The organism is Clostridium boliviensis (assembly GCF_033342255.1).
Classification (GTDB): Bacteria; Bacillota; Clostridia; order Lachnospirales; family Lachnospiraceae; genus Lacrimispora; species Lacrimispora boliviensis.
The window spans coordinates 259,140-284,229 of record NZ_JAWONS010000216.1 but is presented as its reverse complement, the minus strand read 5'-3'; the positions used below and the strand labels follow the sequence as shown (position 1 = coordinate 284,229).

28 protein-coding genes and 1 other annotated feature are annotated in these 25,090 nt (G+C 41.6%); of the genes, 26 read left to right on the top strand and 2 right to left on the bottom strand.

Annotated elements, in window-relative coordinates; genetic code table 11:
• Positions 1 to 10: 10 nt before the first annotated feature.
• The 15 genes from recD2 (at position 11) to RZO55_RS13905 (ending at position 11,797) form a co-directional block, all read left to right on the top strand.
• Entirely contained in the window at positions 11 to 2,236 is a 2,226-nt protein-coding gene (gene recD2 / locus RZO55_RS13975; RefSeq protein ID WP_318064880.1) for an SF1B family DNA helicase RecD2, read from the top strand.
• A gap of 69 nt (positions 2,237 to 2,305) precedes the next feature.
• Positions 2,306 to 3,016 carry a ComF family protein gene (locus RZO55_RS13970; RefSeq protein WP_318064879.1) on the top strand — a complete coding sequence of 237 codons (711 nt, stop codon included), beginning with the start codon at positions 2,306 to 2,308 and terminating at the stop codon, positions 3,014 to 3,016.
• 53 nt (positions 3,017 to 3,069) lie between these two features.
• Positions 3,070 to 3,561, top strand: coding sequence for a GNAT family N-acetyltransferase (locus tag RZO55_RS13965; protein WP_318064878.1), 492 nt, complete (start codon positions 3,070 to 3,072; stop codon positions 3,559 to 3,561).
• 29 nt (positions 3,562 to 3,590) lie between these two features.
• On the top strand, positions 3,591 to 4,781 hold the full coding sequence (locus RZO55_RS13960) for a MerR family transcriptional regulator (RefSeq protein ID WP_318064877.1): 1,191 nt from the start codon (positions 3,591 to 3,593) through the stop codon (positions 4,779 to 4,781).
• A gap of 85 nt (positions 4,782 to 4,866) precedes the next feature.
• Complete coding sequence (rfbA, locus tag RZO55_RS13955; protein ID WP_318064876.1) at positions 4,867 to 5,748, top strand: glucose-1-phosphate thymidylyltransferase RfbA; 882 nt, start codon at positions 4,867 to 4,869, stop codon at positions 5,746 to 5,748.
• Positions 5,749 to 5,760: 12 nt separating this feature from the next.
• Entirely contained in the window at positions 5,761 to 6,783 is a 1,023-nt protein-coding gene (rfbB, locus tag RZO55_RS13950; RefSeq protein ID WP_318064875.1) for a dTDP-glucose 4,6-dehydratase, read from the top strand.
• Between the two features lie 25 nt (positions 6,784 to 6,808).
• Complete coding sequence (gene rfbD / locus RZO55_RS13945; RefSeq protein WP_318064874.1) at positions 6,809 to 7,654, top strand: dTDP-4-dehydrorhamnose reductase; 846 nt, start codon at positions 6,809 to 6,811, stop codon at positions 7,652 to 7,654.
• A gap of 232 nt (positions 7,655 to 7,886) precedes the next feature.
• On the top strand, positions 7,887 to 8,036 hold the full coding sequence (gene rpmG / locus RZO55_RS13940) for a 50S ribosomal protein L33 (RefSeq protein ID WP_013271142.1): 150 nt from the start codon (positions 7,887 to 7,889) through the stop codon (positions 8,034 to 8,036).
• A 19-nt stretch (positions 8,037 to 8,055) separates the two neighbouring features.
• Entirely contained in the window at positions 8,056 to 8,259 is a 204-nt protein-coding gene (gene secE / locus RZO55_RS13935) for a preprotein translocase subunit SecE (RefSeq protein WP_318064873.1), read from the top strand.
• A 23-nt stretch (positions 8,260 to 8,282) separates the two neighbouring features.
• A complete protein-coding gene (nusG, locus tag RZO55_RS13930) occupies positions 8,283 to 8,798 on the top strand; it encodes a transcription termination/antitermination protein NusG (protein WP_318064872.1) in 516 nt (171 codons plus the stop codon).
• 85 nt (positions 8,799 to 8,883) lie between these two features.
• A complete protein-coding gene (gene rplK, locus RZO55_RS13925) occupies positions 8,884 to 9,309 on the top strand; it encodes a 50S ribosomal protein L11 (RefSeq protein ID WP_097002672.1) in 426 nt (141 codons plus the stop codon).
• 72 nt (positions 9,310 to 9,381) lie between these two features.
• Positions 9,382 to 10,077: a 50S ribosomal protein L1 gene (gene rplA, locus RZO55_RS13920; protein WP_318064871.1), complete on the top strand. Its 696-nt coding sequence runs from the start codon at positions 9,382 to 9,384 to the stop codon at positions 10,075 to 10,077.
• 40 nt (positions 10,078 to 10,117) lie between these two features.
• Positions 10,118 to 10,261, top strand: a sequence feature (ribosomal protein L10 leader region).
• 88 nt (positions 10,262 to 10,349) lie between these two features.
• Positions 10,350 to 10,844, top strand: coding sequence for a 50S ribosomal protein L10 (gene rplJ / locus RZO55_RS13915; protein ID WP_318064870.1), 495 nt, complete (start codon positions 10,350 to 10,352; stop codon positions 10,842 to 10,844).
• A 119-nt stretch (positions 10,845 to 10,963) separates the two neighbouring features.
• Entirely contained in the window at positions 10,964 to 11,335 is a 372-nt protein-coding gene (rplL, locus tag RZO55_RS13910; protein WP_277405760.1) for a 50S ribosomal protein L7/L12, read from the top strand.
• A gap of 258 nt (positions 11,336 to 11,593) precedes the next feature.
• Positions 11,594 to 11,797, top strand: a complete 204-nt coding sequence (locus RZO55_RS13905) for a cold-shock protein (protein WP_158377501.1) — start codon at positions 11,594 to 11,596, stop codon at positions 11,795 to 11,797.
• A gap of 85 nt (positions 11,798 to 11,882) precedes the next feature.
• Here RZO55_RS13905 and RZO55_RS13900 read toward each other — a convergent pair whose 3' ends face one another.
• Complete coding sequence (locus RZO55_RS13900; RefSeq protein ID WP_318064869.1) at positions 11,883 to 12,488, bottom strand: cytidylate kinase-like family protein; 606 nt, start codon at positions 12,486 to 12,488, stop codon at positions 11,883 to 11,885.
• A 179-nt stretch (positions 12,489 to 12,667) separates the two neighbouring features.
• Here RZO55_RS13900 and RZO55_RS13895 point away from each other — a divergent pair, with 179 nt between their 5' ends.
• The 4 genes from RZO55_RS13895 (at position 12,668) to RZO55_RS13880 (ending at position 16,812) form a co-directional block, all read left to right on the top strand.
• Positions 12,668 to 13,222: a polysaccharide deacetylase family protein gene (locus RZO55_RS13895; protein ID WP_318064868.1), complete on the top strand. Its 555-nt coding sequence runs from the start codon at positions 12,668 to 12,670 to the stop codon at positions 13,220 to 13,222.
• Positions 13,223 to 13,615: 393 nt separating this feature from the next.
• Entirely contained in the window at positions 13,616 to 14,059 is a 444-nt protein-coding gene (locus tag RZO55_RS13890) for a single-stranded DNA-binding protein (RefSeq protein ID WP_318064867.1), read from the top strand.
• Between the two features lie 15 nt (positions 14,060 to 14,074).
• Positions 14,075 to 15,115, top strand: coding sequence for a hypothetical protein (locus tag RZO55_RS13885; protein WP_318064866.1), 1,041 nt, complete (start codon positions 14,075 to 14,077; stop codon positions 15,113 to 15,115).
• 218 nt (positions 15,116 to 15,333) lie between these two features.
• Entirely contained in the window at positions 15,334 to 16,812 is a 1,479-nt protein-coding gene (locus RZO55_RS13880) for a recombinase family protein (RefSeq protein WP_318064865.1), read from the top strand.
• 41 nt (positions 16,813 to 16,853) lie between these two features.
• Here the strand turns inward: RZO55_RS13880 and RZO55_RS13875 are convergent, their stop codons facing one another.
• The gene (locus RZO55_RS13875; RefSeq protein WP_318064864.1) at positions 16,854 to 17,417 is read right to left on the bottom strand and encodes a TetR/AcrR family transcriptional regulator; all 564 of its coding nucleotides are present in this window, start codon (positions 17,415 to 17,417) and stop codon (positions 16,854 to 16,856) included.
• Between the two features lie 160 nt (positions 17,418 to 17,577).
• Here RZO55_RS13875 and RZO55_RS13870 point away from each other — a divergent pair, with 160 nt between their 5' ends.
• From RZO55_RS13870 to RZO55_RS13840, 7 genes are all read left to right on the top strand, one after another.
• Complete coding sequence (locus RZO55_RS13870) at positions 17,578 to 18,786, top strand: efflux RND transporter periplasmic adaptor subunit (protein WP_318064863.1); 1,209 nt, start codon at positions 17,578 to 17,580, stop codon at positions 18,784 to 18,786.
• Entirely contained in the window at positions 18,783 to 21,872 is a 3,090-nt protein-coding gene (locus tag RZO55_RS13865; protein WP_318064862.1) for an efflux RND transporter permease subunit, read from the top strand. Before RZO55_RS13870 ends, RZO55_RS13865 begins: the two co-directional genes overlap by 4 nt.
• 128 nt (positions 21,873 to 22,000) lie before the next feature.
• Positions 22,001 to 22,840: a GNAT family N-acetyltransferase gene (locus RZO55_RS13860; protein WP_318064861.1), complete on the top strand. Its 840-nt coding sequence runs from the start codon at positions 22,001 to 22,003 to the stop codon at positions 22,838 to 22,840.
• A 13-nt stretch (positions 22,841 to 22,853) separates the two neighbouring features.
• On the top strand, positions 22,854 to 23,240 hold the full coding sequence (locus RZO55_RS13855) for a hypothetical protein (RefSeq protein ID WP_318064860.1): 387 nt from the start codon (positions 22,854 to 22,856) through the stop codon (positions 23,238 to 23,240).
• Positions 23,241 to 23,361: 121 nt separating this feature from the next.
• The gene (locus RZO55_RS13850) at positions 23,362 to 24,147 is read left to right on the top strand and encodes a carbon-nitrogen hydrolase family protein (protein ID WP_318064859.1); all 786 of its coding nucleotides are present in this window, start codon (positions 23,362 to 23,364) and stop codon (positions 24,145 to 24,147) included.
• 7 nt (positions 24,148 to 24,154) lie between these two features.
• A complete protein-coding gene (locus RZO55_RS13845) occupies positions 24,155 to 24,442 on the top strand; it encodes a histidine phosphatase family protein (protein ID WP_318064910.1) in 288 nt (95 codons plus the stop codon).
• Between the two features lie 49 nt (positions 24,443 to 24,491).
• Positions 24,492 to 25,079 (top strand): NAD(P)H-dependent oxidoreductase, encoded by a 588-nt coding sequence (locus RZO55_RS13840; RefSeq protein WP_318064858.1) that lies wholly within the window; start codon positions 24,492 to 24,494, stop codon positions 25,077 to 25,079.
• Positions 25,080 to 25,090: the final 11 nt, after the last annotated feature.

Here is a 25,090-nt window from a genome sequence, read left to right as displayed (position 1 = left end):
TGGAGGAAACATGGCAACAGTCTGCGGATTTGTAGAAAAAATTAAATACAGGAACGAAGACAACGGCTATACGGTGCTGAGCCTTTCTGAAGATGGCGGGGAATATACGCTTGTAGGCAATTTTCATTACATCAGCGAAGGCGAACGGATCGAAGCGGTAGGAATCTTAACGGAACATCCGGTTTATGGAGAACAGCTGTCAGTGGAAAGCTATGAAATCAAAGCCCCCGAGGATACAGCTGCCATGGAACGGTACCTGGGATCCGGAGCAATTAAAGGTGTGGGTGCTGCACTGGCAGCAAGAATTGTCCGCCGTTTTAAAGCAGATACCTTCCGGATTATGGAAGAAGAGCCGGAACGCCTGTCCGAGGTGAAGGGTGTCAGCGAAAAGCTTGCCATGTCCATCTCCAATCAGGTGGACCAGAAAAAAGAGATGCGCCAGGCCATGATGTTTCTTCAGGAATATGGTATTTCCATGAATCTGGCAGTGAAAATTTATCAGGAATATGGTCCCAGACTGTACAGCATCATCAAGGAAAATCCCTATCAGATGGCAGATGACATATCCGGAGTCGGTTTTAAAATGGCGGATGAGATTGCCAGAAAAGCAGGGATTTTTACAGATTCAGATTTTCGTATCAAAAGCGGAGTCCTTTATACCCTGTTGCAGGCAACCACCAACGGTCATACCTATCTGCCGGAAGAGGAACTTCTTTGCTCTGCCTCTGAGCTTCTAAAGGTGGATCAGGAATCCATCGATAAACACCTGATGGATATGCAGTTAGACAAGCGCCTGATTATCCGTGAAACCGAAGGAAAACGGACCGTTTATGCAGCCCAGTATTATTATATGGAATTAAACGTTGCAAAGATGCTCCATGATCTGAATATCAGGGGAACCATGCCTGAGGAAGAGATCAGAACCAGGCTTATAAAGATGCAGGATAAAGAGCAGATTGAACTGGATGAAAAGCAGGTAATGGCAGTCGTAGAGGCCGTAAACAGCGGACTTTTAATCATCACCGGCGGACCAGGGACAGGAAAGACTACTACCATTAATACCATCATCCGCTTTTTTGAAAGCGAGGAAATGGAGATATTGCTGGCAGCTCCTACTGGCAGAGCAGCCAAGCGTATGACGGAAGCAACAGGCTATGAAGCGCGGACCATACACCGTCTGTTGGAACTGACCGGCGTTCCTGGAGACGAACGTTCTGTTTCCATGCATTTTGAACGGAATGAAGAGAATCCCCTGGATGCCGATGCTGTAATCATTGATGAGACCTCCATGGTGGATATTCATCTCATGCAGTCTCTGTTAAAGGCAATTAACCCTGGGACAAGACTGATACTGGTTGGTGATGTAAATCAGCTTCCAAGCGTGGGCCCCGGCAATGTACTGAGAGATTTAATTGATTCCCAATGCTTTAATGTAGTGTTGCTGACGAAGATCTTCCGGCAGGCAACCCAGAGCGATATCGTGGTCAATGCCCATATGATTAACCGGGGGGAAGCAGTTCCTCTCGGCAAAAAGAGCGACGACTTTTTGTTTATCAGAAGGGATGAGCCTAATGCCATCATCAATGCCATGATTACATTGGTACAGAGTAAGCTTCCCGCATATGTGAAGGCAGATCCCTATGATATTCAGATTATGACGCCTATGAGAAAAGGGGCCATGGGAGTGGAGCGGTTGAACAGCATTCTTCAGGAGTATTTAAATCCCCCGTCTGAATCAAAACAGGAGCGGGAGTCAGCAGGAGTGATCTACCGGACCGGCGATAAGGTGATGCAGATCAAGAATAACTATAATATGGATTGGGAAGTCAGAAACAAGTACGGGATTCCGGTGGAAAAGGGAACTGGAATCTATAATGGGGACATTGGTACCATTCGTGAGATGAATTCGTTTGCGGAGCTTGTGACTGTGGAATTTGATGAAGGACGTCTGGTGGAATACAGCTACAAACAGCTGGAGGAACTGGAACTGGCTTATGCCATAACGATTCATAAATCTCAGGGAAGTGAGTATCCGGCAGTGGTAATCCCTGTTTTCCCAGGACCAAGAATGCTGATGACGAGAAATTTGATTTATACAGCGGTTACACGCGCAAAAACCTGTGTCTGCCTGGTGGGAATGCCAGGTACATTTCAGGATATGGTAAATAACGAAATGGAGCAGCGCAGATACTCTGGTTTAAAGGAACGTATCTGTGAAATAAACAAGCTGCCTTAAATTCTTTGGGCAGATGGTAATTCTATCCGTCTGCCTGTCTGACAAATCTTTAAAGGAGTATCAATTCTTATGCAATCCTCTTTTTTTATTGACTTTCTGTTTCCCAGAAGGTGCCCGGTCTGCGACGGCATCGTCGTACCAAAGGGCAGACTGATCTGCCCGGATTGTATCAAAAACCTCTCTTTTGTAAAAGATCCTGTATGCAAAAAATGCGGTAAGGAAGTCTTAAGCAGCGATATAGAATACTGCTTTGACTGCATGAAACACAAACGAAGTTATGAATTTGGCAGAGCTCTGGTTAACTATGATGAATATGCCAGAAACTCTATAGCTAAGATAAAATACAAAAACAAACGGGAATATCTGGATTTTTACGGAGATGCCATAAGTCTGCGTTATGAGAAGATCATCAGGCGTATGGGGGCCGATGGTCTGGTTCCGGTACCAGTTCACCCTTCAAGAAGAAGGGAGAGAGGATTCAACCAGGCAGAGCTTCTTGCGCGTAGAATTGAGACAAATCTTAAAATTCCTGTTTTTCCGGAGCTTCTGGTACGAAACAAGAAAACCATGCCGCAGAAAGCGCTGAATCCTATAGAACGTCTGAAAAATCTGGAGGAGGCTTTTCTGCCGGGAAATCTGATTCCGGAACTTAAAAATGTGATTTTAATTGATGATATCTATACGACAGGAAGTACGGTAGAAGCATGTACCCGTGTGCTGAAAAAATCGGGAATAGAGAAGGTGTATTTTTTAACAATTTGTATTGGACGAGGGCAGTAGTTTGTTGTATGATACATAAATAACGAATATTGACTGACTCAGGAGGAATGGAAATGAACATCAGGACTGCTAAAGAAAAAGATATGCCGCAGCTTTTGAATATTTACAATTACGAGGTAGAGCATGGGCTTGCTACTTTTGATTTTACTCCAAAATCCATGGAGGAGCGCATGGTCTGGTTTCGGGAACACAATGTATCAAATCATCCCCTGATCGTAGCGGAGGAAGATGGAAAAGCAGTAGGCTATGCCAGCCTTTCTCCGTACCGCCCGAAAGAAGCTTATAAAGAAACAGTGGAATTGTCCATTTACATTGACAAGGATTACCGGAGAAAAGGGATTGCAGGTAAACTGGCAAAAGTCATTCTTGACATGGCAAGGGAAAGAGAAGATATACATACGGTGATTTCCGTCATTACAGGAGGCAATGAGGCCAGTGTGAAGCTTCATGAACAGCTGGGATTTATTCATTGTGGAACAATTCGTGAAGTTGGGAAAAAATTTGGACAAATTCTGGATATAGAAAACTACCAGATTATATTGTAAGACAGGCAGAAAAGAGAAAGGAAGAAGATATGAGCCATATAGAGGGGTACTATACTTCAGGTGAATTTGCAAAGAAAGCCAGTGTTTCCATTCGGACGATCCGATATTATGATAAACAGGGGCTGTTAAAGCCTGCGGGCATGAGTGCTGGCGGATACCGGCTTTATACGGATTCTGATTTTGCAAAGCTGCAGAAAATACTTTCTCTTAAATATCTCGGTTTTTCTCTTGATGAAATTCGTTCTATTACAATTAATGATAAGGATCATGATTATGTTGGAGAGTCAATCAAGCTTCAGCTGAATTTGATCCGGAAACGAATCGAGCATTTAAAGTTGGTAGAGCAGACATTAACAGAGACCTCAAAGCTGGTGGCTGATCATCAGTCCGTAGACTGGAATAAAATCCTTCACCTGATCCATATTACAAATATGGAAAAGACTCTGGTGGAGCAGTACAAGGATGCAGCCAATGTAAGTATACGGATCGGGCTTCATAAAAAATACGCAACCAATCCGGAGGGCTGGTTTCAGTGGCTTTTTAAGCAGATGGAACCGATGAATGGAAAACGCATTCTGGAGCTGGGGTGCGGAAACGGTGAGCTGTGGCATGTAAATAAGGGCCGGATACCGTCTGATACTACGCTTTGCCTGACAGATGTTTCTAAGGGAATGGTTCGGGATGCCCAGGAAAATTTAAAACAGGTCCCGGGGCAGATTGCCTTTGAAGTTCTGGACTGCCGTCATATAAATAAGCCGCAGGAGAGCTTTGATGCTGCAGCTGCCAATCATGTGTTGTTTTATTTGACCAATCTGGATGCTGTACTGACTCAGGTTTACAGGGTCTTAAAAAAGGGAGGAGTTTTTTACTGCAGCACTTACGGCAGGGAGCATATGAAGGAGATCCGGCAGCTTGTGCTGGAATTTGACTCCAGAATCTCTCTCTCTGAAGTAAACCTTTATGATGTATTTGGTCTGGAGAATGGAGAAGAGATTTTAGAACAACATTTTAAATCCGTAAGAAAAGAAATATACAAGGATCATCTGGAAGTCAGTGATGCAGGTGCTCTGATGGAATATATTTTATCCTGTCATGGAAATCAGCAGGAGTTTTTAAGTGACCGGTATGAGGAGTTTCGTGAATACTTAGAAAAGAAGATGGAAAAGAAGGGATTTATTCATATTACCAAGAGTGCAGGTGTATTTATTTGTACAAAATAAGAAAAACGTAATAGAAAAAGTCTTGACCGTGACCTTACGTCACCCTTTATGATAGCAGTATGAATAAATATGGAGGAAACAAACAATGAAGGGAATTATACTTGCCGGGGGGTCCGGCACCAGGCTGTATCCACTGACCATGGTAACGTCCAAACAGTTACTGCCCATCTATGATAAACCTATGATTTACTATCCGCTGTCTGTATTGATGAATGCAGGGATCCGGGATATTCTGATTATATCCACTCCCGACGATACGCCGCGGTTTGAGGAGCTTTTGGGGAATGGTACGCAGTTTGGAATCCAGTTATCCTATGCAGTACAGCCTTCTCCTGATGGTCTTGCCCAGGCATTTGTCATTGGAGAAGAATTTATCGGAGACGACAACGTTGCCATGATTCTAGGAGATAACATCTTTGCAGGCCATGGTCTTACAAAACGTCTTCTTCATGCTGCAAATAAGAAGGATGGAGCGACTGTTTTCGGTTACTATGTGGATGATCCGGAACGCTTTGGAATTGTGGAGTTTGATTCTGAAGGAAAGGCTGTTTCCATTGAAGAGAAGCCGTCTGCGCCCAAGAGTAATTACTGTGTGACCGGTCTTTACTTCTACGATAATAAGGTTGTGGAATATGCAAAGAACTTACAGCCTTCTGCCCGCGGGGAACTGGAGATTACGGATTTAAACCGCATTTATTTAGAAGAAGGAAAGCTGGATGTGGAGCTTCTGGGTCAGGGCTTTACCTGGCTTGATACAGGAACACATGAATCCTTGGTTGATGCCACTGATTTCGTACGGACGATGGAAACCCACCAGCACAGAAAGCTTGCCTGTCTGGAAGAGATCGCCTATTTAAACCACTGGATCACAAAAGACCAGCTGGAGAAAAGTATTGAACCGTTAAAGAAGAACCAGTACGGCCAGTATCTGATGGATGTGCTTGCAGGAAAATATATCGATAAGTAAAGGAGTAAATCAATGAAAATTATCGTTACCGGAGGAGCCGGATTTATCGGCGGAAACTTCGTACATCATATGGTAAATAAATACCCGGACTATGAGATTATAAATCTGGACCTTTTAACCTATGCAGGTAATTTAGAGACTTTAAAGCCTGTGGAAGACAAACCCAATTACCGCTTTATCAAGGGTGATATCGCTGACAGAGCCTTTATTTTTGAGTTATTCGAAAAAGAGAAACCTGATGTAGTGGTGAATTTTGCAGCAGAAAGCCACGTGGACCGTTCCATTACAGATCCTGAAAGCTTTGTAAGAACCAATGTTATGGGTACCACCACACTGCTTGATGCATGCCGTACCTATGGAATCAAGCGGTATCATCAGGTTTCCACGGATGAGGTATACGGCGATTTACCACTTGACCGCCCGGATTTATTCTTTACAGAAGAGACTCCGCTTCATACATCAAGCCCTTATTCTTCATCAAAAGCAAGTGCTGACCTGTTCGTCCTGGCATACCAGAGAACCTTTGGGCTTCCTGTTACCATATCCAGATGTTCCAATAACTACGGACCGTATCATTTTCCAGAGAAGCTGATTCCGCTTATCATCAGCCGTGCTTTGGCGGATGAGGAGCTTCCTGTATACGGAACCGGAGAGAATGTAAGAGACTGGCTCCATGTATCTGATCACTGTGAAGCGATTGATTTGATCATTCACAAGGGGAGAGAGGGAGAAGTATATAATGTAGGCGGACACAATGAGCGGACCAATTTAGATGTCGTAAAGACCATCTTAAAGGAACTGAACAAACCGGAAAGCTTAATCAAGTATGTAACAGACCGTCCGGGTCATGACAGACGTTACGCGATTGATCCGAAGAAGCTGGAAACAGAGCTTGGCTGGAAGCCAAAATATAATTTTGACACCGGCATCCGCCAGACTATTCAGTGGTATCTGGAGCATGAAGACTGGTGGAAACATATTATAAACGGAGAATATCAGAATTATTTCGACAACATGTACGGAAAACGTTTATAAATTCCAATCATAAAGTGAGGCAGCGATGAAAGTATTAGTTACTGGCGTAAAGGGCCAGCTTGGATATGACGTAGTAAATGAGCTGAAAAAACGGAATCATGAGGCAGTTGGCGTAGATATTGAAGAGATGGATATTACAGATGGGGAAAGCGTAAACCGGGTGATTCGGGAAGCTGCTCCGGATGCGGTAATTCATTGTGCGGCATATACAGCAGTAGATGCGGCAGAGGAGAATGAGGATATCTGCAGGAATGTCAATGCCAGAGGAACCGGGAACATCGCCAGAGTTTGCAAAGATCTGGATATCCGAATGATGTATATCAGTACCGATTATGTATTTGACGGTCAGGGAACCCGCCCCTGGGAGCCGGATGATCACAGAGAGCCGTTAAATGTTTATGGACAGACGAAGTACGAAGGGGAACTGGAAGTGGAAGAAAACCTCGAGAAGTATTTCATCGTTCGAATTGCATGGGTGTTCGGTGTGAATGGCAGGAATTTTATAAAGACAATGCTGAATCTGGGGAAAACCAGGGACAAATTGAACGTTGTTGCCGATCAGGTTGGTTCTCCCACTTATACCTTTGACCTTGCCCGCCTTCTGGTGGATATGATTGAAACGGAAAAATACGGCCGTTATCATGCTACCAACGAGGGACTTTGCAGCTGGTATGACTTTGCCTGTGAAATCTTTAAGCAGGCTGGCATGAAGGTTACAGTTGAACCAGTGACCTCCGATCAGTTTCCTGTAAAGGCCAAACGTCCCATGAACAGCCGTATGAGTAAGGATAAGCTGAAGGAAAATGGTTTTGAACCTCTTCCCTCCTGGCAGGATGCATTAAGGCGGTATCTGACAGCAATCGAGGATTAGACACACACACGGGAAACTTTGGGCTTGATTTTTCCAGTTTCCCGTGCTATAATGTTTTAATCCTACAATTTAGCGGGTATTTCTAAAAAAAGATTGACGAATCCAGTCCTGTGTGTTATAGTAATTGGGCGAATGGAAGAGCTTAGGTCTTTTTTTTATGCTCAAAATTTCTTGAAGCAGAAAAAAAAGGACTGAAAACACAACAACGATAATTTAAGTGGAGGTGGAAGTCGTGCGCACAAAAATCACACTGGCATGTACTGAATGTAAACAGCGTAACTACAACATGACCAAGGATAAGAAGACTCATCCGGACAGAATGGAAACTAAGAAGTATTGCCGATTCTGTAAGAGCCATACAATGCACAAAGAAACGAAGTAATTAGTTTAGGAGGCAGATTATGGGAGATACAGTGAACAACGAGGGAACTCAGAAAAAAAGTTTTTTTAATGGCTTGAAAGCCGAGTTTTCCAAGATCGTTTGGCCTGACAAAGATACCATAACGAAAGAAACAATCGCTGTTATGTCATCTGCGGTTGCTTTAGGACTGATTACTGCGCTTCTTGATCTTATCATCAAGTTTGGTCTCAGTTTTATCTTATAATTCGTAAGGGTTAAGGTGAATTTATGTCAGAAACAAATTGGTATGTAGTCCATACCTACTCAGGTTATGAAAACAAAGTAAAAGTTGACATTGAAAAAACAATCGAAAACAGAAACTTGCAGGATCAGATTCTGGAAGTATCGGTTCCTCTTGAATCCGTCATTGAACTGAAAAATGGCGTGGAAAAAAAGGCCGATAAAAAGATGTTCCCCGGATACGTACTGATTCACATGGTCATGAATGATGATACATGGTATGTTGTACGTAATACCCGTGGTGTAACAGGCTTTGTAGGTCCTGGATCAAAACCGGTTCCTCTGACAGAAGATGAGATGCAAAAGCTTGGATTTAAGAATGAAGAAGTAATTGTTGGCTTTGAAGTGGGAGATACCGTAGTGGTAACTTCCGGTGCATGGAAGGATACCGTTGGTGCTATCAAGTCCATCAACGAAGGTAAGAAAACCATCACCATTAACGTTGAGATGTTTGGCCGGGAGACTCCGGTAGAACTGAACTTCAGCGAGATAAAGAAGATGTAACAAGTAAAAGCGGCTTATACTGTTGTATAGGCTCGTGGGAGGGAAATCCCCGACAATACCACATTTATTTAGGAGGTGCCTAATTATGGCAAAGAAAGTAACGGGATATATCAAATTGCAGATTCCAGCAGGAAAGGCTACACCAGCTCCTCCTGTAGGTCCGGCACTTGGACAGCATGGTGTAAACATCGTACAGTTTACAAAAGAATTTAACGCAAGAACTGCTGACCAGGGAGATTTAATCATTCCGGTTGTTATTACTGTTTATGCGGACAGAAGCTTCAGCTTCATAACAAAAACTCCGCCAGCTGCTGTATTACTGAAGAAAGCCTGCAAGCTTAAATCAGGATCTGCAGTTCCGAACAAGACAAAAGTAGCTACCATTTCCAAGGCTGAGTTACAGAAGATTGCTGAATTAAAGATGCCAGATTTAAACGCAGCATCAGTTGAAGCAGCTATGAGCATGATCGCTGGTACCGCAAGAAGCATGGGTATCACGGTTGAGGCTTAAGTTTCTTAGCAATCGACGTTTTGTAACGTGGGAGGGAAAATCCCCGACAATACCACTAGGAGGTTATTTAGAATGAATAGAGGAAAAAGATACGCAGAGGCAGCTAAGACAGTAGATCGCGCTGTTCTCTACGATGCACCAGTAGCAATCTCTTTAGTTAAGACGAATGCAAGTGCTAAATTTGATGAAACCATTGAAGCTCATATCAGAACCGGTTGTGACGGACGTCACGCAGACCAGCAGATCCGTGGTGCCGTAGTTCTTCCTCACGGTACAGGTAAGACTGTCCGCATCTTAGTTTTCGCTAAGGGTGCCAAGGCTGATGAAGCACAGGCTGCAGGAGCAGACTTCATTGGAGCAGAGGAATTAATTCCGAAGATCCAGAACGAAGGCTGGTTGGATTTTGATGTAGTTGTTGCTACTCCAGACATGATGGGTGTAGTTGGTCGTTTAGGACGTGTCCTTGGACCTAAGGGCTTAATGCCAAACCCAAAAGCTGGTACAGTTACCATGGATGTAACAAAAGCAATCAATGATATCAAAGCTGGTAAGGTTGAGTACAGACTTGATAAGACAAATATTATCCACGTGCCAGTTGGAAAAGCTTCTTTTACAGAAGAACAGTTAGCGGACAACTTCCAGACGCTTATTGATGCAATCGTCAAAGCAAAACCAAGTACAGTTAAAGGTGCTTATTTAAAGAGCGTTACACTTGCTTCCACTATGGGACCTGGCGTAAAGCTGAATGTAGCAAAGTTAATGGGCTAATTTTGCTTTGTGGTTGACATGTATTATAAATAATGTTATACTAACCAAGTATTAACTGCCGAAGACAGCAGGTGCCGCAAGGCATAAGGTGATAACGCCTGCCGAGGAATATGCAAGAATCATTTTTAATAAATGAATTGTAAACCTCTCTGTCTTTTTGTCAGAGAGGTTTTTCTTTTAGCCTTCAGGCTAATCGGACTTCCTTTGCAGTTTATACGAACAGGCTTTTGCAGGCAACTGCAGAGCTTAGACTAAACAGGAGGTAAACCATAATGGCAAAAGTTGAATTAAAACAGCCAGTAGTAAACGAGATTAAGGAATTACTGGAAGGCGCTGAGACTGCAGTAGTTGTAGACTACCGTGGCATCACCGTTGCTCAGGATACAGATCTTCGTAAGAAATTAAGAGAGGCTGGAATTTCTTACAAGGTATATAAGAATACCATGATCCGTTTTGCTGCTAAGGGAACAGCGTTTGAAGGTCTGGATCCAGTTCTGGAAGGACCTACAGCAATTGCTGTATCCAAGACAGATGCGACAGCTCCGGCAAGAATCCTGGCTGAATTCGCTAAGACAGCTCCTGCTCTTGAAATCAAGGGTGGTGTTGTAGAAGGCGTTTTCTATGATGCAGCAGGTATGCAGAAGATTTCTGTTATTCCTTCCAGAGAGATCCTTCTTGGAAAGTTACTGGGAAGCATCCAGTCTCCTATCACAAACTTTGCACGTGTTCTCAAGCAGATTGCAGACGGACAGGGCGCAGAGGCATGATTTACTTAATGAAGGCAAACGAATGTGCAGCCTGAATTTAGTAAATCAGCCGTTCGGTGAGCCAAAGGCGAACCGAACTTCCATTAAAAAAAACAAATTAATTACGGAGGTATATTATCATGGCAAAGTTAACAACAGCTGAATTTATCGAAGCGATCAAAGAGTTATCTGTATTAGAATTAAATGAATTAGTAAAGGCATGTGAGGAAGAATTTGGTGTATCTGCAGCAGCAGGCGTAGTAGTTGCAGCAGCAGGTCCTGCAGCAGAAGCAGAAGAGAAGACTGAATTCGACGTAGAATTAACAGAGGTAGGTCCTAACAAAGTTAAAGTTATCAAAGTTGTACGTGAAGCTACTGGCTTAGGCTTAAAGGAAGCAAAAGATGTAGTTGATGGTGCTCCTAAGGTATTAAAGGCTGGCGCTTCCAAAGAAGAAGCAGATCAGATCAAGGCTTCCTTAGAAGCAGAAGGCGCAAAAGTTACTTTAAAGTAATTGATTGTTCAGCCAATATTAACAGGGTCCATACCTTTTTAAACAGGGACAGGACCCTGTTTTTGATTTATGTAAATATTAGTTTAGTCTTGACATTTTTGCGTTTTCGGGGTAGAATATACGTGTAATATCGAATGGAGTTATGATTTCACATATTTTTGTAAGTCATTATTTTCGGATGATGATTTACAAAAATATGTGATTTTTTGTTTCAGGCGATATATCAAATTATTTTTTATTTATTAGGAGGTACGCGTTATGAACAACGGTACAGTAAAATGGTTTAATGGTGCTAAGGGATATGGTTTCATCGTAAATGATGCAACAGGCGAGGAAGTATTTGTACACTTCTCTGGAATCGTTTCTGATGGTTACAAGACTCTTGAAGAAGGTCAGAAAGTAACTTATGAAACAACAGAAGGAAACCGTGGTCTGCAGGCAGTTAATGTTTGCATGGCTTAATCAGAACTTCATCTGTTAAATAAGCCTTTTAAGGGCTGTCTCCACTACTGTGGCAGGCAGCCCTTTTTGCATATGTGGAAAGTTCTTAACTGGATTCAATCTGATTAGAATAGAGGTGCTTGATTGTGTCTATGGTTTGTGTAATTCCCAGCTGGCTGATGTTAAACAGAATTTTGTGGGATTCAATGCTTCCCCAGGTTCGATCGGTGTAGGTTTCGTAGTACTGCTTTCGTCGGTGGTCCATTTTTTTAATGGATGCTTCCGCTTCCTTTTTGGAGATATGATAGCGTTTCGTAATACGCTCTGTACGGTCTTCTAGTGATGCATAGACAAATAGATTCAAACATAGTGGATTATCCCGCAGTACGTAGTCGGCGCACCTCCCTACAAAGATGCATGGTCCTTTCTTTGCAAGATTTTCAATGATTTTACTTTGTGTCTCAAACGTGCTGTCATTTAATGGAATTCTTCTTGGGGCAAAACCATTGTAGCGGTATGCAGAGAGAAATGTGTTAAAAACTGATTCATCTACCGTCTCAACGGTAATTTCCGAAAGTCCCAGTTTTTCGGCGGCCATTTCTACCAGATCCCGGTCATACAACGGAACCCCCAATTCTTCAGAAAGTCTGGATGCGATCTCGTGTCCTCCGCTGCCGAACTGGCGCCCGATCGCAATGATCCTGTGCTCCATTTAAATCCGCTCCTTCCCTTAGGGATTGTACACAATATTTAAAAATATACTTCTAATATATCTTAATTATAGCGCTTTTTAGAAGGAAAAGATAGAAAAAAACAGTAATATTCTGGTATTATTTTCTCCTCTATGACCATAGATTGATTAATAAAAGCAGAAAGCCGGCTTGTGGGTTTATGAAAATAAAATGGAAAGTGGCCTGTTTTTTGACGGTCATTGTCTTAGATATCATTATTGCAGGAGCGTTATATTATAACTATAATGAGGCGCGGCAGATCCTGTTTCTTCCGGTAGACTCCGGGGGAGAGGCAAAGGAGGATGTTCGGGAACAGTTTTCAGGGAGCAAGCAGATTGCACTGACGTTTGATGATGGACCTCATTCTGTTTATACTCCGTTACTTTTGGACGGTCTTCGTAAAAGGGGTGTCCATGCTACCTTTTTTCTTCTGGGAGAGAATGTAATCGGTAAAGAATCAATTGTGAAGCAGATGCAGGAAGATGGGCATTTAATCGGGAATCATGGGTACAGCCACGTTCAGATGAATAAGGAGGAGGTATCCAATGCCTGTGAGCAGATAGAAGAAAACAATCGTCAGATTGAGGCAATTACAGGAGTCAGGCCCCAGTACCTACGGCCGCCCTATGGATCGTGGAATGAGAAGCTGGAGTGCACAACCAATATGACGGTGGTACTGTGGAATATGGATACGCTGGATACGGTTAGAAAATAATGGATTGAGGGGTTTACTTAATGCTATATATCTGATAGAATGATATTGCTTAAATCTAATTCATTTCTTTGATTGTGTTATCTGTTTTAAATCCAAATTATTTAAATTTTATTTTCCTGATTTATTTGAAATTTCTTTTTTTCTTATTGCAGTATCATTTTTCTTCGTTTTCTAATTTTCCATTATATGGGTATATGTCTCTGAGTCTTATGGGTTAAGGCGAATGGCGTTCTTTCCCGTTTCTTTGTGTATTTTTTCTTTTACTCCCGGGTGTGACAATGCTTGTTCAGATATAACCAAATACAAGAAAGGAGGTGTTAAGACAGTCAATGAAATGAAGCTGGAACTACAATTTAAGCAGAAATAATTGATGTTTAATGAATGGAGGAGAATATGAATCGAGTAATTTTAATGGGAAGATTAACCAGAGATCCTGAAGTAAGATATTCACAAGGCGAACGTACAATGGCAATTGCCAGATACACGCTGGCCGTTGACCGCAGAGGGCGTAAAAGTCAGGATGGCAATGAAACAACCGCGGATTTTATTAACTGCGTATCGTTTGATAAGACGGGAGAATTTGCGGAGAAATACTTTCATCAGGGAATGAGAGTGTTGGTCACAGGAAGAGTTCAAACAGGAAGTTATATTAATAAAGACGGAATTAAAGTGTATACGTTTGAAGTGATTGTAGATGAACAGGAGTTTGCGGACAGTAAGAATGCTGGTGCGGGAGGACTCCAGACCGTTTCAAGGCCAGATCCGTCGGGTGCAATGGGGGATGGTTTTATGAATATTCCGGATGGACTTGATGATCCGGATCTGCCATTTAGTTAAATCAGATTGATTAGAATGAAAAGATTAATGATTAATACCTTTTTTTTAACCGTCTTTGTATTTCTGACAGGGTACTTTAACCAGTCATTTGGGGCAGAAAGAACCGTTGAGATAAAGAAAGAATTTCAAACAACACTTAAGGAGAATGACGGGAGCAGTCAGTTTGAGGAGGTGATCGAAAAAGAGGGGATAAAATACCAGTTAAAGTCCCTGCATACGGACCGTGTGGAGATGATTAATCCGGCTGCAGGCATAACAATTGATTCCGCACCGTTTGTGGGCAGTCCAAAAGGGTATGAACCCAGGGAAACAATAGAAAAGGACGGAAAAAAATATCATTTAACTGCCAGTGAGATACTGGATATTACTACAGAAGAAAAAACGGAATATACGGAGTCATCTGTATATTACAATGGCGTGGAATATATTGACCGTCTGCCGGAGGAAGCAGAGGTTCAGGTAATGAAGGAAGAATTGAATCTGGAGTTGTCAGTAAAACTACCTGCAGTTTCCTTTGAAGAAGAAAGGAATTACTGGGCCTATGATTTTGCCTTTCCCATTACAGTTTCCGGCTATCAGGAGAATTCCTATTTGTTGGGTAATACAGAAATACCCAATGGAGCTTCTCTGATTGACTATACAGAAGCGTTTTTGAATTATTTAAATTTACCTCAGGATTATTATGAGATAACAAACATTTCATGGGATGATGAACCTGAAAAACATCATGGGGATACGATCCGCAGAGCTCGTGCCAGCGGCAGGAAAAGAGTGAAAGATATCAGAGGTATTTATGGAGGGGAGGTAACGTTTCCTTCCGTACAGGCAAAGATCTATCGTGGAATCTATGAAGAAGAGGGGGCGGAGAACAAAACTGGCCATATGGTCTACAAAAAGAGTGTGACGGCTGTCTATGAACCACAGACAGGCACAGGATTTAGAAAGATATTAATATACCTTTATACAATAACTGTTGAATTGACTGTCTTTTTACTGGTATTACTTGTTATACTGGTCATTATTAAAAAGAAAAAGAGGCCTGTCTCTAAGGATTAAATATCAATGCCTGTCATATATTGAAACAAGTATATATGAATGAGGTGTAATCGTACTGCATGAGGGTAGAAAATATTTATCCTGTCTACAAAAGCAATCACGAAAGAGAGGAAGCTGTACAGAAGGTTTATGATGAGCTTCAACTCATTCTATTTCATAAATCACAATCCGAAAAAAAATGTTCTTCAGATGCAAAGAAGGGAAATTTATAAAGTCATATGGATGCGATTTATGCCAGACAGTCAATTGATAAAAAAGACAGTCTCTCCATTGAGACGCAGTTGAGCTTTGCAAAAGGCATGGCAATTGGTGAGCCCGAATTATACATTGACAGAGGAATATCAGGAAAAGATGTGGTGCACAGACCAGAATTTTTAAGATTGTTAAACGACATTAAGAAAGGGACCATTAACAGAATCCTTGTTTATAAGCTGGACCGTTTTACGCGCTCCCTTCTGGACTTTACAAATACCTGGGAATATTTAAGCAAATATAAGGTGGAATTTATTTCTGTTACGGAAAATTTTGATACCTCAACACCCATTGGGAAGGCAATGATATTTATAATGGCTGTATTTGCCCAGATGGAGCGGGAACAGATTTCTAAGAGAGTCTATGACAATTATTATGACAGGATTGAACTGGGACGCTGGCCGGGAGGTCCTGCACCTTATGGTTACAGTAATACAACAATCACACAGGGAGATCAAAAGGTATCCTCTCTGAAATTAGAAGATAATATAAAGAACCTGGAAGAGATTATGAAGGTTTACGCTTATCCGACTACCAGTCTGGGAGATATCGGGCGAATGATGACAGCAAAGCAATGTCCCGGACCCAACAGCAGCAAATGGTCTCCCTGTTCCGTTGGGCGGGTAATAAGAAATCCGGCCAGCGTGAAATGTGACCATGCTGTTTATACATATTTTAAAAATCTGGGAGTAAATATCATCAATCCTCTTAAGGATTTTAACGGAGAGCATGGCGGTATGCTGGTGGGAAAAAAAGGAGCGGTGACAAAGGGAGCACTGGATTCTAAAGGGGCTACTTTTGCTATTGGTAACTGGCCGGGATATATTGATTCAGCATTATGGCTCAGCTGTCAGAAAAAGCTGGATACCAATGAAAAGGTAGCCTCAAATGAAGGTCTGCGCAACAGCTGGCTGACTGGTTTGATGAAATGCGGGGATTGCGGGAGATCAGTGATGGTCCGGAAATATAAGCGCAAATCAGATGGAGAGATAGTCAGGACCTTACGGTGCCGCGGAAAGGATTTCCTTGATTGCGATTTAAAACCTCAAATGAGGATCGAACAGATCGAGGGTTCTGTTCAGATTGAATTGGAAAAACTACTGGCTGGCTGTAAACCGGCCCCTTTTAATAATACCAATGAAACCAATGAACTGGAACTGGAGCTGATCCGGATTGATGAAGCTGTTATAAATTTGATGCAGGTTCTTAAGACTAAAGCTGTTAGCACTTTGACGGTGGATTATATTAATCAGGAGCTGGAAAAACTGACGGAAACAAAGGGAAAATTAATGGAGGAAAAAAATAATAAAATAAGAGAATTCATAGTTCCTCCGAAAATTATTTTTTCCGAATTAAATAGTGATGATAAAAGGGCTGTCGCTTTTTCTTATCTGGAAACAGTGATAGTTTATGAAGATTTTATCAGTTTGATATGGAAAAAGTAAGCATCCGCAGCAAGTAAACTGTGGATGCTTCTTTGCGCTGCTTACCACACAATCATGGAACTCATATAATCTACCATTTGATCAATGGAACTCTTCATGCCGTTTTGAAGCCACCACATGATTAAGGCAATGGCAGCTCCCGTATAATATTCCGACATGATGGCAATAGGAACGGAATTGGGAACACCTGACCGCTTCTCATCCATACGGAAACACCGGTCAAGGTAGGTGCGTACCGTATTTCTTAAAAGACCGGCCATAAAGTCATTTTTTATATGAGAGGCACTCTGGACAAAAAAATCCTTATAATTACTGGCATATTCAAACATCTGGCGGATGATACGCCGATAATATTCTTGTTCTGATTCTCCCTCTTCAATATGTAATTCTATAAATTTTCTTTGTTCTTCTGAAAACATCGTCTCCAAAAGCTGGTACTTATCCTCAAAATGCTTATAGAATGTAGTGCGGTGAACCATGGCTTTTTTGCAGATATCGGTCACGGTAATCTCTTCAAACGGTTTTTTCAATACCAGTTCAAAAAGAGCTTCACTAAGAAATCGGCAGGTTCTTTGCATACGCAGGTCAATTGTCTGGTCTTCCATTGATAGTTCTCCAATCTACAATTGTTGGAAAAATGTAGTTTAGGCTACACTTTACAAAGTTTGTTTCTTGATTTTTCTCTTAAAAAATAATATCATGCAATCCAACAGGTGTAAACAGAAAACCGATGAAAAAGAGCGGCAATGATAAAGGAGACAGGCAATGATAGTGAGAATGAGAATATTCATATGGGCAGCTGTTTTGTGTGCATTGCTTCTTACTGGCTGCAATGACAAGCAGGAAAAGAAAGAGGTTAGAAGTATTTCTGTTGCAACTGTGAGTGATGCGGCTTATACGGACACATTAAATGTAAGCGGTAATGTAACTCCGGTTGAAACTGCAAATCTGTCTTTTAAGCTTGATGGGAAACTGAAGGAGGTATATGTGCGGGAAGGTGATGCAGTAGAAATGGGACAGAAGGTGGCAGAACTTTCCATGGAGGATTATACGCTGCAGGTAAGGGCGGCCCAGGCACAGTTGCGGGCAGCTGAGGCACAGTATGCAACGGCAAAGATGCAGCTGGATACAGATGTGCCGTCAAAAATCGCCCAGGCTAAAGCACAGTTTGTGCTCACTCAGAAAACCTATAACAGGGTAAAGGTTCTGTATGAAGCGCAGGCAGTATCCCAAAGCGATCTTGATGAAATATCAGCAAAGCTTGCTGCAGATTCTGAGACGTATCACCAGGCACTGGAAGGGAAAAATATGGCAGCTGCGCAGCTTGAGGCAGCAGCAGCCCAGAAAGACCAGGCAGCAGCAGCTGCTGATAAGGCAGTCAGGGACCTGGCAGATACTTCACTGAACAGCCCCATGAGCGGAGTGATATTAAAAAAGCTTATGAATGGCGGTGAGACAGCCGCCGCAGGGTATCCGGTTGTTGTGATAGGAAGAACGGATGAGGTTTACATAGAAGTTGGTGTTCCGGATGAGCAGATCAACCAGATAAAATATGGACAGAGTGCCGACGTTTCCGTATACGGCATTGATACCGCGTTTAAAGGAAGCGTTTCAGGGATCGGTGCGTTAGCAGACAGCAATACCCGGACATTTACTGTTAAAATCCGTGTAAAGAATCCAACAGGTGAATTAAAGCCGGGAATGATTGCCAGTGTCATTCTCCATACAGGTTCACAAAAAGCAGTTTTGATTCCATTAGACAGTGTCTTGCAGAGGGCAGATGGAAACGTGGTATTTGTATATAATTCTGTCAGTAATACGGTAAGCAGAAGAATCGTGACAACCGGTGAAATCCGGGACAATTCCATTGAGATTCTTTCCGGATTGGAATTTGGAGATCAGATAGTAACAGAGGGTCAGTTTTTATTATATGACGGCGATTCTGTTCAGCTTGCAGGGGAGGTTCAGCCATGATTGCCTGGAGTGTTAAGCATAAAAGTATTCTTGCTCTGCTGACCGGCCTGTTTATGATACTTGGTATTTATGCTTATATCGTAATGGAGCGGCAGGAGAATCCGGAAGTGACCAGTCCGGTTGCTTCCGTCACCTGTATCTATCCGGGGGCAAGTCCGGAAGATATAGAAAAGCTGATTGTTAAGCCGATTGAAGATAAAATTGATACGATTGCGGGCATAAAGAAGCTGGATAGTTATTCTGTAGATTCAGCCGGAGTCATTCAGATCACGCTGAAAGATATGAGTGACAGTGAAATTAATAAAAAATGGGATAAGCTGAGGGAAAAGATTGATGAGATTAAACCAGAGCTGCCTTCTGATGCCCAGGCTCCTGTCATAAAAACAGACTTTTCAAGCTCTTATGGACTGATTCTGGGACTCTCCGGAGCAGATAATACCAATCAGGAGATGGCTGATGTTGCCAGGCAGATGAAAAATATATTTTCCGGGGATTCTGACGTAAAGGCTGTGGACATTATGGGAGATGAAAAACAGCAAATTGAAATTGATTTAAATATGTCTAAGCTTCAGCAGTACGGAATTTCTCCTGCCGCAGTAGCTACACAGCTGGGTGCCCGTAACATTAATATTCCAGGAGGAAATCTGGAACTTACTGGCACTAAGATTCCGGTGCAGGTTTCCGGGGAATATAAGTCCATGGAGGAAATAAAGAATACAATTGTATCCGTATCAACAGATTCCGGTACTCCGGTGTATTTAAAAAATGTAGCTGAAGTTCTTCAGACACCAGTAAAACCGGAAAAACAGGTATCTGTCAATGGACGACAGGGAGTTCTGATCGGCGTAAAATATGCGGTTGGAATTAATATATTAAATGTTGAAAAGCGTCTTCAGGACAAAATCCATGAATTTGAAAAAACAAAGCTGTATGTGGGAATGGAACTGACAGAACTAAATAATCAGGCCGGTTTTGTAAAGGGTTCTATTGATATGTTTGCAGATAATCTCATTGAAGGAATCCTTCTGGTTTTTGTGGTTGTTCTGCTGGCCATGGGGGTGCGCTCTGCTGCAGTTGTTTCTATCCCCATACCAGTTATCTGTATTTTTGTATTCGGATATATGTATCTGACGAGAATTCCTCTGCATCAGGTAGCTGTGGCTTCACTCATGATCTCACTGAGTTTAATGGTTGCAAATGGGATTGTTGCAAACGATAACATTCATGTTTATCTGGCTAAGGGTGAGACACTCACAAATGCCTGTATCAGTGGTGTAAAGGAAGTAGGAATCCCTATTTTAACCTCCTCTCTGACCACAGTCGCTTCCTTTCTCCCGCTGGCAATGATGAACGGAGATGCAGGAAAATTTGTGAAAACATTACCTATTCTGGTCAGTGTGGCACTTGCAGGTTCTTATATAACATCTCTGACTATTGTTCCGGCGCTGGGACATCTTCTTTACAGGCAGCAGACAAAGGATAAGCCTGTAAAAACAGAACCGTCCAAATTTACTGTCTGGAAACAAAAGATAGAAGAGAAGCTGCATCTAAAAGTGTTTTTAGTAAAAGGCAAGGAAACTTATGGCCGTCTGCTGAATTTTTCATTGAAAAAGCCACGTGCCATTCTTCTGTTTTTTGCTGCTCTGCTAGTGGTTTCTTTCCTGGTAGTGCCGACCTTGTCTGTACAGCTGTTTCCCCCTGTGGAGCGTGATCAGTATGTGCTGAACGTAACTACCCAGGATGGCAGTACCCTTGAGAAGACTCTGGATCAATGCAAAAAGGTGGGGGCTGTATTGAAGAAAGAAAAATCCATACAATCCTTTGCAAGTACTGCTGGCGATGGTTTTATGAAATATTATGTTACCTTTGAGCCGGAACAGCAGGCGACCAATAAAGCGCAGTTTCTGATCAATGGAACCAGAGAGGAGGCGGCAGCTGTGGAAAAGAAAATTCTTAAAGAGGTTCCAGGAGTCAGCACTACCATTAAATATTTAGAAATCAGCCTTCCTCTGACCTATCCTATTCAAGTGCGGATATCAGGTGATGATATCCAACAGCTGCGGAGTATTGCAGCCAAGATTGAGGACCGGTGCCGTAATGTTCCAGGGACACGCAATATTGAGGATAACTATGGAGATAACAGTTACCGCCTGAATGTGAATGTAAATGAGGAAAAGGCCAACCTCGTAGGAATTACCAACTACGATGTAGCAAGTACTGTTCGAATGGCAGTAAATGGTTTAGAAATATTAAAAATGAAGCAGAAGGATCTGGAGAAAGATTCGCTTCCGGTTATTGCCAAAATCTCTGATAAAGATAAAACAAGCCGGGAAATACTAAATACAATATTTCTGACTTCACAGGTCACAGGGAAGAATGTGCCTCTGACCCAGATTGCAACAATACAGACTCAGTCTTCCTTAAACCAGATTATCCGCAGAAACAGCCGGCGTACCATTACCATTGGCAGTTATGTAGAGGAAGGATATAACACGGAAGCAGTGATGGAAAATGTGGAAAAAAGCATGGAAGGTCTTCCTCTTCCGGACGGTTACACACTGGAATATGGCGGTGAAAGTGAGAACAGCAGTGATGCATTTTCTTCCATGACGATGCCCACAATCATCGCAGTGATTTTAATCTATATCATACTGGTATTCCAGTTTGGAGATCTCTTAGAGCCGCTGATTATAATGGGTACGATACCACTGTCCTTTATTGGAATTATCTGGGGATTAAAATGGATGGGTTATCCCATTGGATTTATGGCCCTTCTGGGGGCAATCAGCCTTATGGGGGTGGTTGTAAATAACGGTATTGTGCTTCTGGATTATATTAAGGTACTTATACCGGAGTCCAAAAGCAATCAGGATGCCATTGTTAAGGCTTGTGAAACGCGTATGCGCCCCATAATGATCGGAATGATAACTACAGTTTTCTCTCTTCTTCCTCTTATGATTTCAGGGGGGCCCCTGTGGGCACCTATGGCTACTGCAGTTATATTTGGTATTATTCTGTCCACGGTTTTAACCATGATCGTGATTCCCTGCGCCTATGCATTGATTGCTTCCAGGCGTGTAAAATAAAAATCTTAAAAGGCTTTGTTCGAAATTTCAAGAACAAAGCCTTTTTAATACAGAAAAATAGCTGCAGTTCTTATATTTACTTAAAAAATATGTTATTATATTGTAAATATTTGAAAACGGGAGGGACTATGGAAAATCATAAAAAAATAATTGATACCATAAATGAATACTGCCACAGGCATCCCGGCGCTTATGAAGCCCGGCCGTTTGGGGAGTATCCGATTTGTTACAAGGTAATGGGGAAGATATTTGCGCAATTTAATCCACAGAAAAACTTTTATAAGATGACCTTAAAGTGTGTCCCGGAAAAAGCATACCTTTATCGTCAGCTTTATCCGGGAATCATAGTAAGAGGATACCATTGCCCTCCCGTACAGCAGCCACACTGGAATACCATAGATTTAGATTCATTTCCTGATCAGGATTTACTGTTTCAGATGATTGATGAAGCTTATGAGACTGTGATAAATAAATTAAGTAAAAAAAATAAGGAAAAGTTACGCAGTCTGTCTGTGTTGGAGTTTCGGGATACCGATGGCGCTGATCCTGATTTTGCAATGCTTTGCGGCAGGCTGGACCATACTCTCAATGAGATTGTTGGAGTTCAATATCAAAGAAGCAAGTATGACAAGTTTAATCAGAGAGACAGCATTCATGATGTGATTGTGGCATATCGTGATGGAGAGCCGGTGGCATGTGGAGCGTTTAAGCTGTTTGATGATAATCATGCGGAAATAAAGAGGGTCTTCGTTGATCAGGGGCACCGTCATATGGGATTGGGAGCAGAATTGATTCGGAGATTAGAGGCTAAGGCAAAGATGAGCGGTTATAGGTGGTGTATTCTGGAGACTGGAAGAAATTTTGAAGCAGCTTATGCCATGTACAAAAAAGCAGGTTATCAGGTTATCCCTAATTACGGTCAGTATGAAGGGATGGAGGATTCCGTTTGTATGGAACATAAAATTTAGAGGTGGATAAGTTATGGAAAAATATGAACTTGGTTTAAATAAAAAGTCTTTTTCTCTGTTCTTTAACGGAGGAGAAATCTGGTGTGAGCATTTGGATTCACTTTATGATCAGAAAGAACTGCTAAAGAAGAAATTTAGTCAGGATCTATTACAAATTGAAAAGCCGTCCGCCAGCTCCTTTGTTGTCGTAATTATGGATGAATCCAATGTTGACAGTGATTGTCTGGACTGGATTCTGTTTGAATTTTTTAAACTTAAAAAGCAGCTGCATAAAGTTGTGTTTGTGGGACTAAATATACAAATGAAAAGATATATGAAAAAGAAGAGTGCAGATACAAATTTTTTAATGATTTGTATGGATGATCTTGAAAAGGCAAAAGAGTGGCTGGTAAAGAAATAAAAAGGAGAGTATTATGAATAATAAAGAAATTATTGAGATTGCCACCCGCCTGGGTGCAGGTTACGGCAAAAGAGAACCGCGTTATTGCTGAAATGAATGATTGATAATATGGGGGATGCTAATGAAAATTGGTGTATATCAATTTGGGAGTACAGGGTGTATCAACAATAATTTGAATACTATTATAAAAGCAATTAATAAGGCGGCAGATCAGAACGTCAGAATTTTAGTATTTCATGAATGCGCTCTTTGCGGTTACCCACCTTTAGAAAATAGAATTAAAGAAATAAATGAGTCTGATTTAAATGAAGCATTACGTAAAATTGCTGATATGGCTGGAATATGTAAGCTTTATGTGGGAGTAGGAACTGTGAGGTTTGAAGGTGATAAGAGGTTTAATTCTCTTATCCTGTTTGATGATAGAGGCAGACAGGCGGGGCATTATGATAAAACTGCATTATGGGGGTGGGATAGCGAGAATTTTCAAAGAGGGAAAAACATAGGAATATTGGAAGTGGATGATCTGAAAATAGGATTTCGGATATGCTTTGATATTAGATTTCCTGAAAGTTTCAGAGAATTATATAAAAATGGAGTTGATCTGTGTTTTGTCAGTTTTTCAGATACGTCGATAGTAGACGACGAAGTACGTTATAACATTATTAAATCTCATCTTTTGACCAGAGCAGTAGAAAACGTCATGACGGTTGTGTCTGTAAATAGTATATCTAATTTTCAAACTGCACCAACGGCTGTTTTTGATCACAATGGGATTGTAATAAAAGAATCTAATAAAAACAAAGAGGAATTACTGGTGTATGAGTTCGTGAAGCCTTCAATATCGTTTGGTATGAAAGGACGCATTGAAAACAACCGCTACTATATGAATGGGGAGATAGTAACATGACAACTGTATATTTTGCTCGGCATGCCGGAATATTGATCTGGTCATTTATGGGGAGAGTTTAAGGGATATACAGGAAAGAAATATAAAAGCTCTGACGGACATTCTTAGAGAATATAAGGATGAAGCTGTGGTAATTGGAGCTCAAGGAACTGCATTAAGTACAGTTATTCATTACTACGATCAATCCTTTGGATTTGCTGAGTTTCAGCAGATTCGAAATTTAATGCCATGGATTGTAAAGTTTACATTTGAGGCTGAAGAATTTATGGGAATTGATTTAATAAATATCTTATAAAATACTAGCAACAGAATTAGGTGCTCAAAGGACCAGGAAGGACAAAGCTATGAGAGTGTTTGTTGTTTACTGTCATCCAAGCAAAAAGAGCTTTACTTATGAGATGATGCAGGAGTTTTTAAAGGGACTCAATGATGCAAACCATGAATTTATTGTATCTGATTTATATGAGATGAATTTTAATGCTGAGATATCAGAAAATGAATATGAAAGAGAAGCTTATTATAGATCGGATATTCCAGTAGCGGAAGATGTTATGGAAGAACAGCGCAAAATTCAGGAATCTGATGCAATTGTATTCATATATCCTGTTTTTTGGACGGAGGCCCCTGCAAAATTAGTGGGTTGGTTTGACCGAATATGGACGAGCGGTTTTGCATATAATCCAAATCCCCAAATAAAAATACTTAAGAAGGCATTATTTATTTTATCTGCAGGAAAAACAATGGAGTCGCTTAAAGAAACCGGCGAATCCGATGCAATGAGAATCGTAATGCTGGGGGACAGGATCAGAAACAGAGCCCTTAAAAAGGAAATGATTATATTTGATGGTACTACCCATTGGGATGAGGCACAACGAAAGGAACGATTAGCCGGGTATCTTAAAAATGCATATAAGTCAGGGTTAAATTTCTAAGACGGCAGAAT

Coding starts and splice junctions, on each gene's coding strand:
- recD2 (WP_318064880.1), top strand. CDS start 11: ATGGCAACAGTCTGCGGATTTGTAGAAAAAATTAAATACAGGAACGAA.
- RZO55_RS13970 (WP_318064879.1), top strand. CDS start 2,306: ATGCAATCCTCTTTTTTTATTGACTTTCTGTTTCCCAGAAGGTGCCCG.
- RZO55_RS13965 (WP_318064878.1), top strand. CDS start 3,070: ATGAACATCAGGACTGCTAAAGAAAAAGATATGCCGCAGCTTTTGAAT.
- RZO55_RS13960 (WP_318064877.1), top strand. CDS start 3,591: ATGAGCCATATAGAGGGGTACTATACTTCAGGTGAATTTGCAAAGAAA.
- rfbA (WP_318064876.1), top strand. CDS start 4,867: ATGAAGGGAATTATACTTGCCGGGGGGTCCGGCACCAGGCTGTATCCA.
- rfbB (WP_318064875.1), top strand. CDS start 5,761: ATGAAAATTATCGTTACCGGAGGAGCCGGATTTATCGGCGGAAACTTC.
- rfbD (WP_318064874.1), top strand. CDS start 6,809: ATGAAAGTATTAGTTACTGGCGTAAAGGGCCAGCTTGGATATGACGTA.
- secE (WP_318064873.1), top strand. CDS start 8,056: ATGGGAGATACAGTGAACAACGAGGGAACTCAGAAAAAAAGTTTTTTT.
- nusG (WP_318064872.1), top strand. CDS start 8,283: ATGTCAGAAACAAATTGGTATGTAGTCCATACCTACTCAGGTTATGAA.
- rplK (WP_097002672.1), top strand. CDS start 8,884: ATGGCAAAGAAAGTAACGGGATATATCAAATTGCAGATTCCAGCAGGA.
- rplA (WP_318064871.1), top strand. CDS start 9,382: ATGAATAGAGGAAAAAGATACGCAGAGGCAGCTAAGACAGTAGATCGC.
- rplJ (WP_318064870.1), top strand. CDS start 10,350: ATGGCAAAAGTTGAATTAAAACAGCCAGTAGTAAACGAGATTAAGGAA.
- rplL (WP_277405760.1), top strand. CDS start 10,964: ATGGCAAAGTTAACAACAGCTGAATTTATCGAAGCGATCAAAGAGTTA.
- RZO55_RS13905 (WP_158377501.1), top strand. CDS start 11,594: ATGAACAACGGTACAGTAAAATGGTTTAATGGTGCTAAGGGATATGGT.
- RZO55_RS13900 (WP_318064869.1), bottom strand. CDS start 12,488: ATGGAGCACAGGATCATTGCGATCGGGCGCCAGTTCGGCAGCGGAGGA.
- RZO55_RS13895 (WP_318064868.1), top strand. CDS start 12,668: ATGAAAATAAAATGGAAAGTGGCCTGTTTTTTGACGGTCATTGTCTTA.
- RZO55_RS13890 (WP_318064867.1), top strand. CDS start 13,616: ATGAATCGAGTAATTTTAATGGGAAGATTAACCAGAGATCCTGAAGTA.
- RZO55_RS13885 (WP_318064866.1), top strand. CDS start 14,075: ATGAAAAGATTAATGATTAATACCTTTTTTTTAACCGTCTTTGTATTT.
- RZO55_RS13880 (WP_318064865.1), top strand. CDS start 15,334: ATGGATGCGATTTATGCCAGACAGTCAATTGATAAAAAAGACAGTCTC.
- RZO55_RS13875 (WP_318064864.1), bottom strand. CDS start 17,417: ATGGAAGACCAGACAATTGACCTGCGTATGCAAAGAACCTGCCGATTT.
- RZO55_RS13870 (WP_318064863.1), top strand. CDS start 17,578: ATGATAGTGAGAATGAGAATATTCATATGGGCAGCTGTTTTGTGTGCA.
- RZO55_RS13865 (WP_318064862.1), top strand. CDS start 18,783: ATGATTGCCTGGAGTGTTAAGCATAAAAGTATTCTTGCTCTGCTGACC.
- RZO55_RS13860 (WP_318064861.1), top strand. CDS start 22,001: ATGGAAAATCATAAAAAAATAATTGATACCATAAATGAATACTGCCAC.
- RZO55_RS13855 (WP_318064860.1), top strand. CDS start 22,854: ATGGAAAAATATGAACTTGGTTTAAATAAAAAGTCTTTTTCTCTGTTC.
- RZO55_RS13850 (WP_318064859.1), top strand. CDS start 23,362: ATGAAAATTGGTGTATATCAATTTGGGAGTACAGGGTGTATCAACAAT.
- RZO55_RS13840 (WP_318064858.1), top strand. CDS start 24,492: ATGAGAGTGTTTGTTGTTTACTGTCATCCAAGCAAAAAGAGCTTTACT.